This is a genomic window from Thioreductor micantisoli, assembly GCF_055392745.1.
Genome location: NZ_AP043760.1, coordinates 879,127 through 896,932, shown reverse-complemented (window position 1 = coordinate 896,932; position 17,806 = coordinate 879,127). Strand labels below are relative to the sequence as shown.

Here is a 17,806-nt window from a genome sequence, read left to right as displayed (position 1 = left end):
GCTTCTTTAGTCAAACCATCACTTGTTTCAACTAAAAATCTTACATTTGTATCAATTTTTGTAGTTTCACTTGCTGCTTTTTTAGAAAGTTCTATCGTATGTTCTAAATTTTTCATAGAATCATTTGTTTGGGTTACCAATGATTCTGTTGTAGATGATATTGATTGAGACTCTTGTGCATTATCTTCTATTTCTGTTTGAGCTTCTATTACACCTTGAACAATTATATTTGTAGCAGCTTCAATTTCCCCTAAACTTTTTTGAGTTCGTTCAGCTAATTTTCTAACTTCATCTGCCACAACAGCAAAACCTCTTCCATGCTCACCGGCTCTTGCTGCTTCAATAGCTGCATTAAGTGCAAGTAAATTTGTTTGGTCTGCTATTTCTTTAATAATACCAATAATGTCTTTTATTTGATTAGTTTGTTCTGCAAGTGTATTAACCTTGCTAGCTAATCCCATTTCATTATTTGATGATTCGCTTATTTTACTAACAACATTATTTAATGTTTTAGTAGTTTTTCTAAGTGTATTGTATACTATATTCATATCTTCTGCTGTTGTAATTACACTTTCTTCTGCTATTGCTAAATCAGTTTCTATATATTTAATATACTCTTTTGTTTTTATAATTAATTCATTTTGGCTAGCAACTGTATTTCTTGTTAGATTACTTCCTTTTTGAACTTCATCAATTATATTTTTAGCAATATTAGTTGTATTTTTAAGTTCTGAGACCATAGAACTAAGTTTATTTAAAAATATATTCATATAAGTAGCAACTTCGCCTATTTCATCTTTTGAATCAATATTAACTCTTTTTGTTAAATCTCCATTACCTTGAGCTAAATCTTTTACAATATCTCTTAATTGTTCAATTGGTTTGACTATAAAATTTTTACTAAGAAATAGTGCAATTAATAGAATAATTCCTGAAAGTATAAGAGTGATTATTAAAGTTTTTGTTAATGTACTTTTTATTTCTTTATCTGCTTTTTGTTTTATTTTAGAAATTGTTTTATCTATATCACTTAAATATGCCCCAGTTCCAATTACAAATCCCCATGGTTTGAATAATCTAACTATTGATAATTTTTTTTCATATTTTTTAGTTGTAGGGTTATAAAAACTGTAAGTCATAAAAGCATAATCTTTCTTTGTTTTTTTAAGAGCATCCACTCCTAACTCGACAAATGGAACTTTTGGTGTATTTATAAAAACTTTACCATCTAAAGATGGTTTAATCGGATGCATTATCATTTTATAGTGCATATCATTTACCCAAAAATATCCATTTTTTCCATATCTTGTATTTTTAACTTCTTCTAATGCTTCTCTTTTTGCTTCAGGTGTAACATCGCTTACATAAGCCCCTGTTCCTAAAATCCAATTATAAGGTTTAAAAACTCTAACTAATGAAACCTTAAATTCATATTTTTTAGTTTTTGGAGAATAAAATTTATATTTAATATAAGTTCTATCACAATTACATTTTTTAAGAGCATCTACCCCTAATTGAACAAATGGAACTTTTGGTGTATTTATAAAAGTTTTACCAGTTAAAGATGGTTTAATTGGATGCATTATCATTTTATAATTAAAATCATTTATCCAAAAATATCCACTTTTCCCATATCTTGCAGATTTTACTAACTCTTTAATTCTATTTTTTAATTCTATATCACTCATTTTGTCTTTATTAATTTTGTAAAAATTATTAATAACATTAAAAAGAATATCAGCTTTCTGTGTTAATTTATTTTTTAAATCTCTTTCCATATTTTCAGGTTTAGTTTTGTTATAACTTACTTCAACTACTTTTTTAATAATTTCTGTTTTAGATAATAAATCAGTTTTCTTTTGTGCCATCATTGTTTTTGTAAAAGATTCTATTTCATCATTTGTTAATCTTTTGATAGAATTAACAGAAATAACAATTGATATAATACTAACTAATAAAATAGCACTAATTAATAAAAGTATAATCCTTTTACTAATAGAAATATTTTTCAACATCTACACTCCTTTTTTGCATTTCTGTAATTTTAACATAAAAATTTAATAAAATTATATAAAAAGGATAAATTTGCTTTATATACATATCCCATTTTGTGATTCTAAATGTTTTTATTGTGCTTTTAATTCATATATTACTAACAAATTATTTGAATTAATATTTAATTATTATTGATAGAAATACATAGATAATCATAGAATCTATTTCATTTTTTGAATCAATATTTACTCTTTTTGTTAAATCTCCATTATCTCAATATTATTAACTCTTTTTTTATTACTTTGTGATAAATCTTTTACAATATTTTTTAATTCTTTAATTGGCTTGGCTATAAAATTTTTACTAATAAATATTGCAATTAATAGAATAATTCCTGAAAGTATAAGAGTAAGTATTAAAATTTTTGTTAATGCATTTTTTATTTCTTTATCTGCTTTTTGTTTTATTTTAGAAATTGTTTTATCTATATCACTTAAATATGTTCCAGTTCCAATTACAAATCCCCATGGTTTAAATAATCTAACTATTGATAATTTTTTTTCATATTTTTTAGTTGCAGGATTATAAAAAGTGTATGTAATAAAAGCATAATCTTTCTTTGTTTTTTTAAGAGCATCTACTCCTAACTCGACAAATGGAACTTTTGGTGTATTTATAAAAGTTTTACCATTAAATTGTGGTTTAATTGGGTGCATTATCATTTTATAATGCATGTCATTTATCCAAAAATATCCATTTTTTCCATATCTTGTATTTTTAACTGCTTCTAACGCTTCTCTTTTTGCTTGGGGTGTAACATCGCTTACATAAGCTCCTGTTCCTAAAATCCAATTATAAGGTTTAAAAACTCTAACAAGTGATACTTTAAATTCATATTTTTTAGTTTTTGGAGAATAAAATTTATATTTAATATAAGTTCTATCACAATTACATTTTTTAAGAGCATCTACTGCCAACTGAACAAATGGAACTTTTGGTGTATTTATGAAAACTCTACCTGTTAAAGATGGTTCTATTGGATGCATAATCATTTTATAATTAAAATCATTTATCCAAAAATATCCATTTTTTCCATATCTTACAGCTTTAACTAATTCTTTAATTCTATTTTTTAATTCTTTATCACTTATTTTATTTTTATTATTTTTGTAGAAAGTATTAATAACATTAAAAAGAATATCAGCTTTCTGTGCTAATTTATTTTTTAAATCTCTTTCCATATTTTCAGGTTTAGTTTTATTATAACTTGCCTCTATGACTTTTGTAATAATTTCTGATTTATGTAATAAATCATCTTTTTTTTCATCCATCATTGTTTTTGTAAAAGATTCTATTTCATCATTTGTTAATCTTTTAATAGAATTAATAGAAATTACAATAGCTCCAATAGTAACTAATAAAATAGTAATAATCAATAAAAAAATAATCCTTTTACTAATAGAAATATTATTTGACATTTACACTCCTTTTTATTAGTGTTTTTATTATTTTAACATAAAAATTTGATAAAATTATATAAAAAGGATAAATTTGCTTTATATACATATTCCATTTTGTGATTCTAAATGTTTTTATTGTGCTTTTAATTCATATACTACTAAAAATTATTTGAAAAAAGATTATTTTAGTGCACTTAAAACTCAATTTAAAAACGAAAAAAAACCTAATAAATTTAAATCTGTTTTTATAGGAGGTGGAACTCCAAGTGTAATGAATTTAGAATTTTATGAAAAATTATTTAAATTAATATCTTCTTATATTAATAAAAATACAGAAATAACTATAGAATCTAATCCAAATTCAACAAAAATAGAATGGCTTAAAGGATTAAAAGAGTTTGGCGTAAATAGAATTAGTTTTGGTGTGCAAAGTTTTGATGATGAAAAACTTAAATTTTTAGGTAGAAATCACTCTTCAAAAGCTGCTTTACTTTCTATTGAAAATAGTTTAAAAGTCTTTGATAATGTAAATTTAGATCTGATTTATGCTACTAAACTTGATAATAAAACTTTACTTAAAAATGATTTAGATATAGCAGTTAATTTAGAAATATCTCATATTAGTGCCTATTCCCTAACTATAGAAAAAAATACAGAATTTTATAAAACTTCAGATAAAAGGAAAGAAGATGAAGCACTTGAGATATGGTTTATAAATAGTATTAAAAAATATTTTAATCAATATGAAATCTCTAATTTTGGTAAAGTTTGTAAACATAATTTAGGATATTGGAAACTTGATTCTTATATTGGATTAGGAGCTGGAGCGGTTGGATATGATGGGGAAAATAGATATTATACTCATAAATTACCAGAAAAGTATATAAAAAATCCTACTTTTAAAGAGATAGAAACTTTAAACAACTATGATACAAAAGAAGAAAAAGTCCTTTTGGGACTAAGAAGTATAGTTGGATTTAATATTAATATTTTAAATGAAGAAGAAAAAAGAAAATGCTTTAATTTAATAGAAGAAGGAAAACTATCTTTAAAAGAAAATAGAGTTTTTTCTAATGATTTTTTATTAGCTGATGCTTTAACAAGTTATATTTTATTTTGATATAATTATGAAAAAAGGTTATTTTATGAATTTACGCCAAAAAGTTATAAGTGATGAAAAATATATTACACTTGAAACAACTCCTCCAAAACTTCCTACGTTTAATGGTGTTTTAGATAAAATAAAAAAAACAGAAGCTTATAAATTTGTAGATGGATTTTCGACTACAGATTCCCCTCTTTCACAAATGAAATATAATTCAATTATAGCAGCATTCAAACTTCAACAAAAATTTAATTTACCAGTAATTGCTACAATGAGTATGAGAGATAGAAATAAAATCGCACTTCAAAGTGATTTATTAGGAGCAAATGATTTGGATGTGGTAAATATTTTAGCCTTAACTGGAGACCCTGCTAAAATGAGTGATCAGCCAAATAGTAAATCTGTATTAGAGGGAAATTCAAATTTATTACTTCAAATTATTAGAGGCTTTAACAATGGAATTGATTATAGTGGTAGAGAATTTAAAATAAAACCTAAAAATATAACGGCTTTTGCAGTAAGCAACTCTTATGCAAAAAATTTCGCAACTATAGAAAAAAAGATATTTAATAAAGCAAAAAATTGTGCTACAGCTATTATTACACAACCTGTTTATGATATAGATATAGCTAAACAATTACTTGATATCAAAAGAAGTGTTAGAAGAGAATTTAGTGATGAAAGAGCTAATTTTCAAATAGTTTTAGGATTTTTCCCAATTACAAATTTAAAAACTGCTCAATTTTTATCTTCTCATGTGCCTGGTATTTATGTTCCTGATAGTTGGATAGAAGCACTTATAAAAGCGCATAATATTTCAAAAGATGAAGAGTATAAAGTAGGACTTGAGCTAAGTAGAAATTTATTTCAAAATTTACTTAAAATTCATCCCAAAATTCATATAATGACTGCTAATAAATTTGAAATAGTAAAAGAGTTATTTTAACTCTTTTACTTAATAGACTTAGCTTTTTTACAGCTTTCTGCTATTGTTTTTGCATCAAGAGAATTTTTGATATATTTCTTCATTCCACAAACTTTTTCGAAATAACCTTTCGCAGAAACCATATTTTGTTCTTTATAAGCAATTTCGCCTAGATTTTCGCAACTTCCTATATCATTAAGCTCACAACCTTTGTTATAATATTTTTTAGATTTAGCTATATTTTTCTTTATACCCATTCCCATATACAACATAAGCCCTGCATTTCCACAATCCCAACCATTTCCATTTTGACATTCTTGCTCAAAAGTTTGTAAAGCCTTTTGATTTTCACCTTTTGCTAACAATTTCATTCCAGGATCATTACTTTCTCCATGTGCAAATAAACTTATACTTAAAATTCCTGCTATTAATACTTTTTTCATTCTATTCCTTTATTAATGGTTACAACAAGCGCAACCCATTCCTTCTAAATCATCATCAAAATTTTCTAATTGATGTCCACCAGTACTATTCCCAGATAAAATCGCTTCTTTGTATGCTATAACATTTGAATTATGTTTAATTGTATAATAAATTTTCGCTGTATTTCTGATATTATTTATAGTTGAGCAATATGTTTCAAGTGAACTTAAAACCCATCTTTTTGCTACTACATCATCTGCATTGCTTTCAATATCATAAATAAAAGTAACTTCTTTAAATGTTTGAGGATATGATTCTTTTTTAATGATATCTGCTTCAATTTCACATTTTTTAATTTCATATCCTTGTTTAGTAGCTAAATGAACTATATCCACCCCACTACAACTGATCATAGCACCTGTAAAAACTTCTACAGGACTCATCTCTTTTGCATCGATAATCATAGTAGTTTTATCATTTATGATTTCAAATTTCATTTCATCAATATATCTTGTCTTAATTTTCATTTAAAAATTCCTTAAAATATTTTAATTGTTTTTCAACTTGACTTGGTGCAGTTGCTCCATAAGAGTTTCTACTATTTAATGAATTAATTAAACTCATATCTGCATCTCTTCCAATTCTTTCATCAATACTTTGAAGTTCTTTTAAATTAAGTTCACTTAAATCAACTCCCTTATCTTCTGCCAAAGCTACAGCTCTACCTGTAATATGATGAGCTTCTCTAAATGGCACACCATTTTTCGCTAAATAATCAGCTAAATCAGTAGCAGTTAAGTGTCCTATTTTGCTAGCTTTTAGCATTCTATCTTTATTGATTGTTAAAGTATTCATGAGAGCTATTAAAATATCCATAGATAATAAAATATTTTCTACACTATCGAAGACACCTTCTTTATCTTCTTGTGTATCTTTATTATATGCAAGTGGAAGACCTTTCATTACTGTAAGAAGTGCAATTAAATTACCATAAGTTCTACCAGTTTTTCCTCTTATAAGTTCTGGAACATCTGGATTTTTTTTCTGAGGCATAATTGAACTTCCTGTAGCATATTTATCACTAATTGTTACAAATTTAAATTCACTTGTGCTCCATAGAATTAATTCTTCTGCAATTCTACTCATATGCATTGATAAAGTAGCAATATTAAAAAGGATTTCAAGTGCAAAATCTCTATCACTAACAGTATCTAAGCAATTAATTGTAGGCTCTCTAAATCCTAACTCTTTTGCAGTTTGAGCTCTATCGATTGGATGAGGTGTTCCTGCAAGTGCTGCACATCCTAAAGGGGAAAGATTGTTTCTCTCATAGCTTGATATAAATCTTTCATAATCCCTTTTGAACATACTTGTATAAGCTAACATATGAAATGCAAAACTAATTGGTTGTGCATGTTGAAGATGAGTCATACCTGGTAAAATAGTTTCTTTATGCTCCTCGGCAATTTTTACAAAAGAATTAATTAATTCTTTTATTTTAGCAGCAATAATTTTATCTTGTTTCAAAACATACATTCTAAAATCAACTGCTACTTGGTCATTTCTACTTCTTGCTGTATGAAGCTTTTTACCAGCGTCACCTATAACCTCTGTAAGTCTTTTTTCAATCGCCATATGAATATCTTCATCTTTGATATCATAAACAAATTTACCTTCTTCAATCTCTTTTTTAACTTGGGCTAAACCTTTTTGAATATCTTCAAATTCTTTTTTAGTTAAAATACTTTGATTTGCAAGCATTTTAGCATGAGCTAAACTTCCTTTAATATCTTCTTCATAAAGTTTGTTATCAAAAAATATAGAAGCATTAAATTTATCTAATAATTCATCTTGAACTTCTTTGAATCTTCCACTTGAAAGTTTTTGTTCTGCCATAAAAATTCCTTTATTTTTAATATTTTGAAATTATAACATAAGATTTATTGGCACTGACTAAATAAAGTGAAACAATTGCAAATTTTAAAGTAAAAAAAGGTCAGTACCGATTTATTTATTACCTTTATGAAGTAACTCATGAAGAGTTACTTTTCCTCCTAATTGATTATAATAAATAACATAATTAGTTAAAACTTTTTTACCATATTTTCTACTTTCGGTATATGGAACCATTTCTATACTTAAAAATGGTTCGTAGATACCTTTGAATTTAAAAAAAGGAACTACTTTTCTTTGGGTAAATCCAATTCCCCCATTATATGCATAAGAAATAAACAGTGGATTATTTAATCTTTTTGCAAGCCATAAAATATGTTTTTTAGCATATTTTACATTTATTTTAGTTTCAAAAAATTTAGAAATATCTTCATTTGGTTTAAAATTTCTAATCAAAAATGGCATCATTTGCATAAGTCCAATTGCATAAGAATGACTTATTTGAGCAGGAATAAATCTACTTTCTTGTCTTGCTAATGCATAAAAAAGAGCTTTACTTGAAATATTTAAATCATCTAAATCATATTTAGGCATAATATAATAATTCTTTGTATAATTAAATGCTTTATCTAAAACCAATGCTTTCAAAGGAAGTACTTCATTATTATCAAGTTTTTTAGCAAATTTAAAATAATCCTTAACTTTAGAGTAATCTATATTAAATCTAATAACATCCAAAGGGTTATCAATATTATAATTTTTTTTAGCTTTATTGAAAATTTTTACACTATCAATTTTATAACTTTTTTTAAATTTTTCATAAATATATAATGTATAAAAATCTATGCGCTTATTTTGAAGTAACTTATTAGCATAAATTTTGTTTTTAGTTAAAAGATATAGCCAAAAAATAGTTTTGTTATTTTTCTTTTTGATACTTTTTAAAATATCAATAGCATAATTAATATAATTATAATTAATTGCATTTAAGGCTAATAAAAATTTACTTTTATCATTAACTAGCTTATAATTAATATTAAATAATGATTTATGCAAATTTGTCAGACTTCTATTTCTAACAACTATATTTAAAAAATAGTAAAAATTTTTATCTATTGCTAAATTATTGAGATAAATTTCAGGAATTTCTATATCTTTTGGATCTTGTATAAAAAGGTCAAAAAAAGCTTTTTTATTTTTCAAAATTTTAATATAGTTTTTATTAAAAATTGCATTAATTTCTGTCTTTATTGTTGATTTAGGAAGTTTATTTAAAAGAGTTTTAATATCCTCATCCTTCATTTTTGATAAATCTCTTAATCTAAATCCATTTTGAACAATGCAAGAAGAATTAATATCTTTAAAATTAAATCTTGTAGGATATTTACAATTATAAATCTTTTTATATTTATCAAATTTTTTAGATAAAATATATAGGTGATGTTTTTTCTTAAATGTAATTTCTTTATATAGCTTATCAGCTTCTTTAGTAGAGTTAACTTCTTTTAAATACTCTGTAATATAGAAATCTCGAACAAAAGTTTTTGGATATGATAATACATCCTTTAAATTAGGAATTGCAAGAAGAAATAAAGGAAAAAAAAAAGTTAAAAATTTCATCCTAAACTATTGGCTAGCTCAAACAATAATTTAACAAAAAACATTTGACAAAATTCTAAAAATAGAATTAAAATCAAAGGTGCTATATCCATTCCTCCAAAGTTTGTAGGAATATATTTTCTAATAAGTGCATAAACTGGTTCAGTTAGTTTATATAAAATTTGTACGATTGGATTGTATGGATCAGGTCTTACCCAGGTAATAAGTGCAGCTATAATTACAATCCATATGTAAAGTCCTAATACCATATTTAAAATATTTGCAATTGCTGCAATAAGTGTCGATAATACTATCATTTTTTCTCCTTAAAGTAGATGTCCAGCATCTTTTATAAAATATACTTTTGCATAATTTTTAAAAAATTTAACTGCATTTTCAATATCTATTATTTTATCTTTTTCTCCAACATAAACTTCAATAGTTATATTTTTTTGTTTTGCATATTCAACTAGTCCCCAATTAAATTCAAACATCTCTTCAAGTTGATAAAGTTCAGGCTCATCCAAATAAATATCTAAATTGATTTCAGTCGGATATTTTACATTTTCTAGAAAATGTTTAATATAACTATTTTTATCTTTTTTAAAAGCATTTATTTGAAGCTTTGCAAACTTTGAATTTTTAGGAAAAAAAGCAGGCGAAAGAAGTTGAAGTTTATCCACTCTTTTAGTGGTATGTACTGCATCAATTAATGCCTTTTGTGCTCCATAACTAAAACCAGCGACAACAAATTCATCCTCTTCTAAATAATTTTCAAAAAGTTTTTTTTCATTCCAAAATCCAAAACCACTATAATACCTCATTAAAAAGTTCCTTTACTTCAGCTTTTGTAATTACTTCTTTTTCAAGTAATTTTTGTTGAACTTTTAAAATAACTTCTTTTTGTGATACATATAAAATTTGAGCTCTTTTATAGCTTTCTTCCAAAAGAGTTGCTACTTCCATTTCATTAGAGATGATTTTATCGCCCATTCCGTATTCTGTTATCATTTTAGTAGCTAACTCTTTTGCTTTTTTAATATCACTACTTGCGTTTGAATATTTTTCGTTAAATATATCTTCTATACATACAAGTCCACTTAAATATACTTGAATTTTTGCTTCTATTTCAGATTTAGAAACTAATTCTCTATCAATTTCTTTAAAATCATCTTTTACCAAACTCATTTTTTCAAAATCAACTTCAAGCCAATTTGCTGTTACAGCTTTTGCTGATTGATAAAAAGAGAGAATATTTTTTTCTTGTTCTGTGTAACTTAATATTTTCTTTTTACCAGCTAAAACTTTATCTTTTACTGCCAAAAAGTCATCAATTGTTAACTCTTTTTTATTATGATTAAGAGCATAAATACTTGCTTCATTTACCAAACTAGCAAGGGCAGCTCCACTAAATCCAACCGTCATTTTTGCTATTTTCTTTACATCATCTTTGAATGGCTTATTTTTCAAATATATTTTTAAAATTTCTTCTCTATCTTCAAGTCCAGGAAGTTCTACATAAACTCTTCTATCAAATCTACCAGCTCTTAAAAGTGCATCATCAAGTAAATCAACTTTATTAGTAGCCGCAATTACAATAACACCTTCGTTTTTTTCAAACCCATCCATTTCAGTAAGAAGTTGATTAAGTGTAGCTTCTCTTTCATCATTTCTTAAAGCACCTCTGGCTTTACCAATAGCATCAATTTCATCTATAAAAACAATAGCAGGAGCATTTTGTTTAGCTTTTGCAAACAAAGATTTTACTCTTTTTGCTCCAATTCCTACAAACATTTGCACAAATCCTGCTCCACTTTGATAAAAAAATGGAACCCCTGCTTCACCTGCAACTGCTTTTGCTATCAAAGTTTTACCAACTCCTGGAGGACCTACAAGTAAAACACCTTTTGGCATTTTTATACCAAACTCTCTATATTTTTCAGGATTTTGTAAAAAATCGATTATTTCTACAAGTTCTTCTTTTACTTCATTAATTCCAGCTACATCATCAAAAGTAATATTTGATTTTTGAGCATCAATTATAAAATCTTTATCAACTTCTTCCATTTGTGCTTGAACACTTCCATTTGGCATATTTTGATTTTGATTAGTTGGTGCAAATTTTCTTATTAGAGCCACAATTAATAAAAAAAATCCAAATACAATAAATCCAGATAACATATCATTCAAGAGATTTGTCATTGTAAAACCTTTTTGTTGCAACATTGCAAGACCTAGTAAAGCAGTAATTAAAAGTAAAATAGTTACTAATAATTTATTATTTTTCTGCATAATTTTTATCCTTTATTTCATATTCATCTACTGTTATCCATTGATGAACTAAATTATCTCGTGATTTTATCAAAACTTTATTAAAAAACTGGTCAAATCCTTGATAATATCCATTTTTTTCTTCTTCAATTAATACTTTCAAAGGGACTTTACTATTTTTTCTAAATTCTAAATTTTTACCTTGAATTAATTCCTCTACTTTTTTATGTCTTTTTTTGGCAATATCACCTGGGACATTTTGTTTCAAAGTTGCTGAGTAAGTTCCAGCTCTAGGAGAATATCTAAAGGTATGAATATGAGTTATTGGAAATTTTTTTAAAGTTTCATAAGCACGAGCGAAAATTTCTTCTGTTTCTCCAGGGTGTCCTACAATAAAATCAGTTCCCAAAGCAAAGCCCATATCTGTTAACTTATTAAAAAGAGAAAGCGTTTTATTTACTCTATTTCTTCTTTTCATAATTCTAAGCATTTCATCATCAGAATATTGTAAAGCTATGTGTAGATGCCTCTCTAGCTTTTCATTTTGAATAATATCCATAAATTCTTCATCTATTTGACTTGGCTCTAAACTTCCAAGTCTAACTCTTTTAACAGCTGGAATTGCAAAAATTTTTTTAAGAAGTTTTGCTAAGCTTGTATTTGTATCTTTACCATAACTTCCCATATTAATTCCAGTTAAAATAAACTCACTAAATCCATTTTTACTTAAAATTTCAATTTGAGATAATATTTTGTCTTCTGTCATACTTCTTGCATTTCCTCTAACTTTTGGAATGATACAATAAGCACAATCAAAATCACAACCTTCTTGAATCTTTATAAAAGCCCTTGTTTTACCTGTAATATCTGTAACTATATTTTCATTTACAAAATTTAAATCACTAATTTTATAAAATCTTTCATTTTTAGAAATGATTTCATTTATTTTTTCTTTTTCACTATGCCCAAAAACTCCAAAAACTCTTTCATCTTTGTAAAGTTCTTCTCCAATAGAATGGGCTGAGCATCCAGTTACTAAAACTTTAGCATTTGGATTTTTACGATTAACTTGTGAAATATAATTTCTTAGATTTGAATCTGCTGAATTGGTAACAGTACAAGAATTAATTACAATAATATCTGCTTTTGTTTCATCATGTACAACTTCACTATTTACTAAACTTTGCATAAGTTCTGTATCATATATATTCGTTCTACATCCAAATGTTTTAAAATATACTTTCATTTCTATTTAGCTAACTCACCAAAAGCTTTATCTTCTTCATCTGGTTTGTTATAATTTTTTTTATTATCATTCAATTCATCAAAAGCTTTATCTGATTTATAAAAAGTCACTTTTTTTTGAAGTTCTTTTACTCTTAATTTTTCATATTTTATAAAAGATTCTTTATCCAAACAACTTCTAACAAATACCATTTTTTTGTCTTTATCAACTTTTATATTTTGAAATTTCATATTAGAATCTACAAAAAGTGGTAATTTTTTATCTTTTTGAATACTTTCTAAAAATTTTTCTTCATCTGGTTTTAATTTTTTAAAATTTTGATAAATTACAATTTCAATAATATGCCCTATTCTTTTATTAAGTATGATTTTTGATTCTTTTTTAGTAAGTTCTAATTTTTCAAGACCACCATTATTATAAGTAGATACACAAATTGCCTCACTTGGCTCATGCCCATACCAACTTGGAGCACCTTCAATCTCAACACTTCCATAATGTGCTTTTAAATATCCCCCGAATAGATAACTTGCTAATGTCTTAACTAAAGCAAGTGCTATACCTTCAAACATAAGAAACTCCTTTATTTTATTTTTTTAAGTATAGCAAAAAAGAGAGGTAAATAAAAGAGATTTAATAAAGTTGAAAAAGCAACTCCAAAACCAATAGCAATAGCAAGTGGTTGTAAAATTACAGATTGACCAAAAGGATAAAACATTAAAGTTAAAAGTCCTAAAATAGTAGTGATTGAAGTAAGAAATATTGGTCTTACTCTAAATTTTGCTTTATTGATGAGTTCATTTATATTTTTTGCATCTTTTATAAATTCAATCATAATAATACCATCATTAACTGCCACTCCAAAAAGTCCTACAACACCTATCATCCCAATCATCGTAAAATTAATCCCTACTAAAAAATTTCCAATAATTACGCCTAAAAATGATAATGGAATAACTGAAATCACTATAAATGGTAAAACAACAGAATCAAACATAGCTACAAGTGTAATAAAAATAAGAATTAACGCTAAAATTCCAGAATATTTCATATCTTGCATAAATGCAGATGATACTTTTTTAGCGCCACCTATTCTGTATTTGATCCCTTCTTTTTTAAGTTCATTTAAAACAGGTTGAAGTCTTTTATAAACTTCATTAGTTGTAATTAATTTATGATTTACATTTGCATAAACACTCTTAGCTAAAACTCCATCATATTTATTTAGTTTTTGAAAATTATTTTCTATATAAAAATTTGTAACTTTATTTAGTAAAATATATTGATTTGTATTTGGAATATTTATTCTAAAATTTTGTAAAAATTTAAAACTATCTCTATTTATATCTTTTAATTTAATTTTAATTACATCATCATCAATCGTTTTTCCAAATTCACCTTCACTAAAATATGGTCGTAAAGCTGAAACTATATAAGCTTGATTAATCCCTAACTCTTGCCCATATTTATTTATTTTGATTTTTAAAAGTTTTGCTCCCAAAGTTGCATCATCATAAATATTATAAACACCTTTTATATTTTTTAGTTTAGCTTCTAGTTTTTTCAAGGCATATGAAGTTTTTTTCATATCATCTTTTGTAATCATAATAACAATATCACTTTTTACTATTCCAACACCTGGCACTTTTACATTAAGTTCAGGGATATTTAAATGTAAATTTTTATATTCTTTTTGTAACTCTTTTACAATTTCTTGGGCACTTTTTTCTCTTTTTACATCATCTAAGTTTGATTTTACTGGATTTAGAATAGGTGCTATATATTTATTGTAAATATCAGTTGGTTTTCTGTCATACAAATCCACAAATATTTGAAAATTATTAGCAACTGCATTAATATTTGATTTTCCATTAAGTTTCATTCCAACAATTGTAGTAAATGATTTTATATTATTTCCATTTAGTTTTTGTTTAAGTAAAGCTTCTACTTTTGAAACATTTTTAAATGTATCATAGATTGTATTATTACTATCAAAACTTCCATTTACATATATTTGAGTTGTATCAAAATCAGGGAAAAGCTGAAATTTAGAGTATTTCATTCCTATTACAATTAATGTTGGAATACCCAATAAAAATAAAGCTAAACTAATCCATTTAAATTTTACAAGAAAAGTCAATACTTTTTCATAATAAAGATTAACTTTTTCCCATAGTTTTTCTTTAGTCCCTTCTTCTGGTTTTAATATCTCTTTTGAGTGTAAAGGTAAAAATATAAAAGCTTCCATAACTGAAGATAAAATCAAAACACTTATCATTATTGGAATTATCTTCATAAAAATACCAATTTCACCTTTAATCATTAAAAGTGGTAAAAAGGCAAAAATAGTGGTCATTGAACTTGCTATAACTGGCCAAAAGACCTCTTTTGCTCCATCAATAGCCGCGTCCATTCTGTTTTTACCCATTTCCATATGTCGTTGTATATTTTCTGCTACCACAATGGCTTCATCTACAATCATACCAAGTGCTATTAAAGCTCCAAGCATAGACAATAAATTTAGGCTGTAATGCATATAATCTAAAACTATCAAAGCAATAGCAAAAGAAGTCGGAATACCGATTGTTACTACAAATGATATTCTTTTATTTATAAAAATCCACATTGCAAAAAACACTAAAATAAGTCCAAATTCAATATTTGAAATAACTGTATTAAGTCTATTTTTTACCCAAACAGAAGTGTCCATACTAAAACCAAATTTTAAATTAGGATAATTTTTAGCAAACTTTTTTGTTATTTTTCTAATCTGTTTAGTTAAAGCTATGGCATCGCCAGTATCACCTTTTTTTATACTGAGTGAGACATCTTTAATTCCATTAAATTTACCAAGTGTATTAGGAGTCTCTATATCATATTTTATATTTGCTATATCTTTCAGATATACTTTTTTATTATTTATAGTCAAAATTATATTTTTAATATTATTTATATTTTTAATATTTTTCATAGACAAATAATATTGATTAACTCCTTCTATTTTTCCTATTGGCATAATAGAAGAGAGATTAGAAATAGCATTTGCCGCTTGTGTTTCATCTAGACCAAGAGCTTGAATCTTATCACTGTTTAAATTAATTATTAACTCTTTATCACCTTTTCCTTCTATTTGAATCTCTGATAAATCTTTTAAAACTAAAAGTTTTTGTTTTAACTTATCGGCAATATCAAGTAACTTAAATTTATTAATATTTCCTGCAATTGTAACAGTAATAAGTGGAAAAGCTTTTTTTACAAGTGTTACACTAGGTTCATTCATATCGCTAGGTAAATTTCTTTTGATATTAGCTACCACTGTTTTAAAATCATTTTGAAGTGAATTTAAATCACTGTTTGGTTTTATATCTGCAATAATATTAAAACTTCCATTTAAAATAGTTGATTCAATGTCTGCTACATCACTGTAATTTTTAATTCCATCTTCAATAGGTTTAACTGCTATTTTATTTAGTGTATCACTACTTGCCCCTGCGTAAGCCCCACTTATAGCAATTTTATCAAATGATGAAGTAGGGAAAAGTTCTTTTGGTATACGATTATAAGACATTATAGAAAGTATAATTAAAAAGAAAAAAAGTGTGTGCGTAAGTACAGAATGTTTAAGAAAAAACTTCAATGATTTATTCCATTTTTAAATTTTAATTTATCTATTTTTGATTTTAAAATTTCATTTTCATTATATAAAGAAAGATATTCTTTTTGTAATTTATCTATTGTTGTAGATTGTTTATAGATATTGTTTGATAAATATATTTTTGGAACAAATAAAAAAAGTACAAAAAATATAACTGCGCCTAAAGAAAGAGCTAAACTAATGGTTATATTTTGATCTTTTTCTAAAAAAACATTTTCAAGAGAGTCTAATAAAACTTCTTTTTCAGTTACCATATTTTGCAATTAAAATCCTTTTTTTGCAACAAAATTTATTTTTATAAAAATTTAACACCTCTTACTTTTGCACTTCTACTCCTTGGATTACTTAAAAGTTCTTCTTTTGAAGCTACAAAAGGCTTTTTATTTATGAGTTTTACTTTTGCATTATTATTTCCACATTCGCATTTAAATGCTTCTGGTGGACAAATACAATTTTTACTCCATTTTCTAAAAGTATGTTTAACAATTCTATCTTCTAATGAATGAAATGTGATTATAGATAATATCGTCCCTTTTGTCGTAATCTTTAAGGAATTTTCCAAAAGTTTTTTAAGTTCTGCTAATTCTTGATTAACTTCAATTCTAATTGCTTGAAAAACTTGCGTTGCAGGATGTATTTTTCTTCTTGGAGTAAATGATGCTATAAACTCTGCCAACTCTTTTGATGAAGTGAATTTAGTATCTTTTCTTCTTTCTACTATTTTAGAAGCTATTTTTTTAGCATATCTTTCTTCCCCATACTCTTTAAATATTTTTTCAAGTTCATTTATGCTATATTGATTTATTACATCTGTTGCGCTAAATTCTTGTGATTGATTCATCCTCATATCGAGTGTTTCACCCTCAAAATTGAATCCCCTACTCCTCTCATCTAATTGATAAGAACTAACTCCAATATCTGCCAAAATTCCTACTATTTTTCTATCTTTATAATTAAGCAAAGCTTCACTACTTCTTGAATGAACAAATTCTACTCTATCTTTAAAAGGCTCTAATCTTTTTTTAGCAAAGTTTAGTGCTTCTATATCTTGATCAATTGCAATTAATTTTATATTTGGAAATGTTTTTAAAATAGCTTCACTATGTCCACCAAATCCACAAGTGCAATCAATAAAAAAACCTTCTTCCATATTTTTAAACAGTGATAATGTTTCATTTAGTAAAACAGGTATATGAGGTATATTAGTTTTTATCTCCATAATTCTCTTTTTTTGATA

At 25.6% G+C, this 17,806-nt stretch carries 15 protein-coding genes and 1 pseudogene; 2 read left to right on the top strand and 14 right to left on the bottom strand.

What is annotated here, in order from left to right; all coding sequences use genetic code 11:
* Positions 1–152 precede the first annotated feature (152 nt).
* Positions 153–2,015, bottom strand: a pseudogene (locus tag ACZ5OA_RS04665) (methyl-accepting chemotaxis protein); the annotation flags it as partial.
* A 237-nt stretch (positions 2,016–2,252) separates the two neighbouring features.
* Entirely contained in the window at positions 2,253–3,473 is a 1,221-nt protein-coding gene (locus ACZ5OA_RS04660; RefSeq protein WP_464906717.1) for a cache domain-containing protein, read from the bottom strand.
* A gap of 73 nt (positions 3,474–3,546) precedes the next feature.
* On the opposite strand from ACZ5OA_RS04660, the gene hemW reads away from it, so the two are divergent.
* Both hemW and ACZ5OA_RS04650 read left to right on the top strand, forming a co-directional pair.
* On the top strand, positions 3,547–4,575 hold the full coding sequence (gene hemW, locus ACZ5OA_RS04655) for a radical SAM family heme chaperone HemW (protein WP_464906716.1): 1,029 nt from the start codon (positions 3,547–3,549) through the stop codon (positions 4,573–4,575).
* Between the two features lie 25 nt (positions 4,576–4,600).
* Positions 4,601–5,506: a methylenetetrahydrofolate reductase gene (locus ACZ5OA_RS04650; RefSeq protein ID WP_464906715.1), complete on the top strand. Its 906-nt coding sequence runs from the start codon at positions 4,601–4,603 to the stop codon at positions 5,504–5,506.
* 5 nt (positions 5,507–5,511) lie between these two features.
* Here the strand turns inward: ACZ5OA_RS04650 and ACZ5OA_RS04645 are convergent, their stop codons facing one another.
* From ACZ5OA_RS04645 to rsmH, 12 genes are all read right to left on the bottom strand, one after another.
* Complete coding sequence (locus ACZ5OA_RS04645; protein WP_464906714.1) at positions 5,512–5,928, bottom strand: sel1 repeat family protein; 417 nt, start codon at positions 5,926–5,928, stop codon at positions 5,512–5,514.
* A gap of 12 nt (positions 5,929–5,940) precedes the next feature.
* Positions 5,941–6,435: an OsmC family protein gene (locus ACZ5OA_RS04640; RefSeq protein ID WP_464906713.1), complete on the bottom strand. Its 495-nt coding sequence runs from the start codon at positions 6,433–6,435 to the stop codon at positions 5,941–5,943.
* Entirely contained in the window at positions 6,425–7,804 is a 1,380-nt protein-coding gene (argH, locus tag ACZ5OA_RS04635; RefSeq protein WP_464906712.1) for an argininosuccinate lyase, read from the bottom strand. Before argH ends, ACZ5OA_RS04640 begins: the two co-directional genes overlap by 11 nt.
* A gap of 111 nt (positions 7,805–7,915) precedes the next feature.
* A complete protein-coding gene (locus tag ACZ5OA_RS04630) occupies positions 7,916–9,421 on the bottom strand; it encodes a transglycosylase SLT domain-containing protein (RefSeq protein WP_464906711.1) in 1,506 nt (501 codons plus the stop codon).
* Positions 9,418–9,714 carry a YggT family protein gene (locus tag ACZ5OA_RS04625; RefSeq protein WP_464908324.1) on the bottom strand — a complete coding sequence of 99 codons (297 nt, stop codon included), beginning with the start codon at positions 9,712–9,714 and terminating at the stop codon, positions 9,418–9,420. The genes ACZ5OA_RS04630 and ACZ5OA_RS04625 overlap by 4 nt, the downstream gene beginning before the upstream one ends.
* A gap of 12 nt (positions 9,715–9,726) precedes the next feature.
* Positions 9,727–10,224, bottom strand: coding sequence for a pimelyl-ACP methyl ester esterase BioV (gene bioV, locus ACZ5OA_RS04620; RefSeq protein ID WP_464906710.1), 498 nt, complete (start codon positions 10,222–10,224; stop codon positions 9,727–9,729).
* On the bottom strand, positions 10,211–11,692 hold the full coding sequence (locus ACZ5OA_RS04615) for an AAA family ATPase (protein WP_464906709.1): 1,482 nt from the start codon (positions 11,690–11,692) through the stop codon (positions 10,211–10,213). The genes bioV and ACZ5OA_RS04615 overlap by 14 nt, the downstream gene beginning before the upstream one ends.
* Complete coding sequence (gene mtaB, locus ACZ5OA_RS04610; protein ID WP_464906708.1) at positions 11,679–12,917, bottom strand: tRNA (N(6)-L-threonylcarbamoyladenosine(37)-C(2))-methylthiotransferase MtaB; 1,239 nt, start codon at positions 12,915–12,917, stop codon at positions 11,679–11,681. The genes ACZ5OA_RS04615 and mtaB overlap by 14 nt, the downstream gene beginning before the upstream one ends.
* A gap of 2 nt (positions 12,918–12,919) precedes the next feature.
* Positions 12,920–13,486, bottom strand: coding sequence for a hypothetical protein (locus ACZ5OA_RS04605; protein WP_464906707.1), 567 nt, complete (start codon positions 13,484–13,486; stop codon positions 12,920–12,922).
* Between the two features lie 11 nt (positions 13,487–13,497).
* Positions 13,498–16,551: an efflux RND transporter permease subunit gene (locus tag ACZ5OA_RS04600; protein WP_464906706.1), complete on the bottom strand. Its 3,054-nt coding sequence runs from the start codon at positions 16,549–16,551 to the stop codon at positions 13,498–13,500.
* Entirely contained in the window at positions 16,548–16,823 is a 276-nt protein-coding gene (locus tag ACZ5OA_RS04595; RefSeq protein WP_464908323.1) for a hypothetical protein, read from the bottom strand. The genes ACZ5OA_RS04600 and ACZ5OA_RS04595 overlap by 4 nt, the downstream gene beginning before the upstream one ends.
* 41 nt (positions 16,824–16,864) lie before the next feature.
* Complete coding sequence (gene rsmH / locus ACZ5OA_RS04590; protein ID WP_464906705.1) at positions 16,865–17,788, bottom strand: 16S rRNA (cytosine(1402)-N(4))-methyltransferase RsmH; 924 nt, start codon at positions 17,786–17,788, stop codon at positions 16,865–16,867.
* Between the last annotated feature and the right edge of the window lie 18 nt (positions 17,789–17,806).

Bases quoted from the DNA above. Each gene is read 5' to 3' on its own strand.
- ACZ5OA_RS04660 (WP_464906717.1), bottom strand. From the start codon at position 3,473: ATGTCAAATAATATTTCTATTAGTAAAAGGATTATTTTTTTATTGATT.
- ACZ5OA_RS04650 (WP_464906715.1), top strand. From the start codon at position 4,601: ATGAATTTACGCCAAAAAGTTATAAGTGATGAAAAATATATTACACTT.
- ACZ5OA_RS04645 (WP_464906714.1), bottom strand. From the start codon at position 5,928: ATGAAAAAAGTATTAATAGCAGGAATTTTAAGTATAAGTTTATTTGCA.
- ACZ5OA_RS04640 (WP_464906713.1), bottom strand. From the start codon at position 6,435: ATGAAAATTAAGACAAGATATATTGATGAAATGAAATTTGAAATCATA.
- argH (WP_464906712.1), bottom strand. From the start codon at position 7,804: ATGGCAGAACAAAAACTTTCAAGTGGAAGATTCAAAGAAGTTCAAGAT.
- ACZ5OA_RS04630 (WP_464906711.1), bottom strand. From the start codon at position 9,421: ATGAAATTTTTAACTTTTTTTTTTCCTTTATTTCTTCTTGCAATTCCT.
- bioV (WP_464906710.1), bottom strand. From the start codon at position 10,224: ATGAGGTATTATAGTGGTTTTGGATTTTGGAATGAAAAAAAACTTTTT.
- ACZ5OA_RS04615 (WP_464906709.1), bottom strand. From the start codon at position 11,692: ATGCAGAAAAATAATAAATTATTAGTAACTATTTTACTTTTAATTACT.
- mtaB (WP_464906708.1), bottom strand. From the start codon at position 12,917: ATGAAAGTATATTTTAAAACATTTGGATGTAGAACGAATATATATGAT.
- ACZ5OA_RS04605 (WP_464906707.1), bottom strand. From the start codon at position 13,486: ATGTTTGAAGGTATAGCACTTGCTTTAGTTAAGACATTAGCAAGTTAT.
- ACZ5OA_RS04595 (WP_464908323.1), bottom strand. From the start codon at position 16,823: ATGGTAACTGAAAAAGAAGTTTTATTAGACTCTCTTGAAAATGTTTTT.
- rsmH (WP_464906705.1), bottom strand. From the start codon at position 17,788: ATGGAGATAAAAACTAATATACCTCATATACCTGTTTTACTAAATGAA.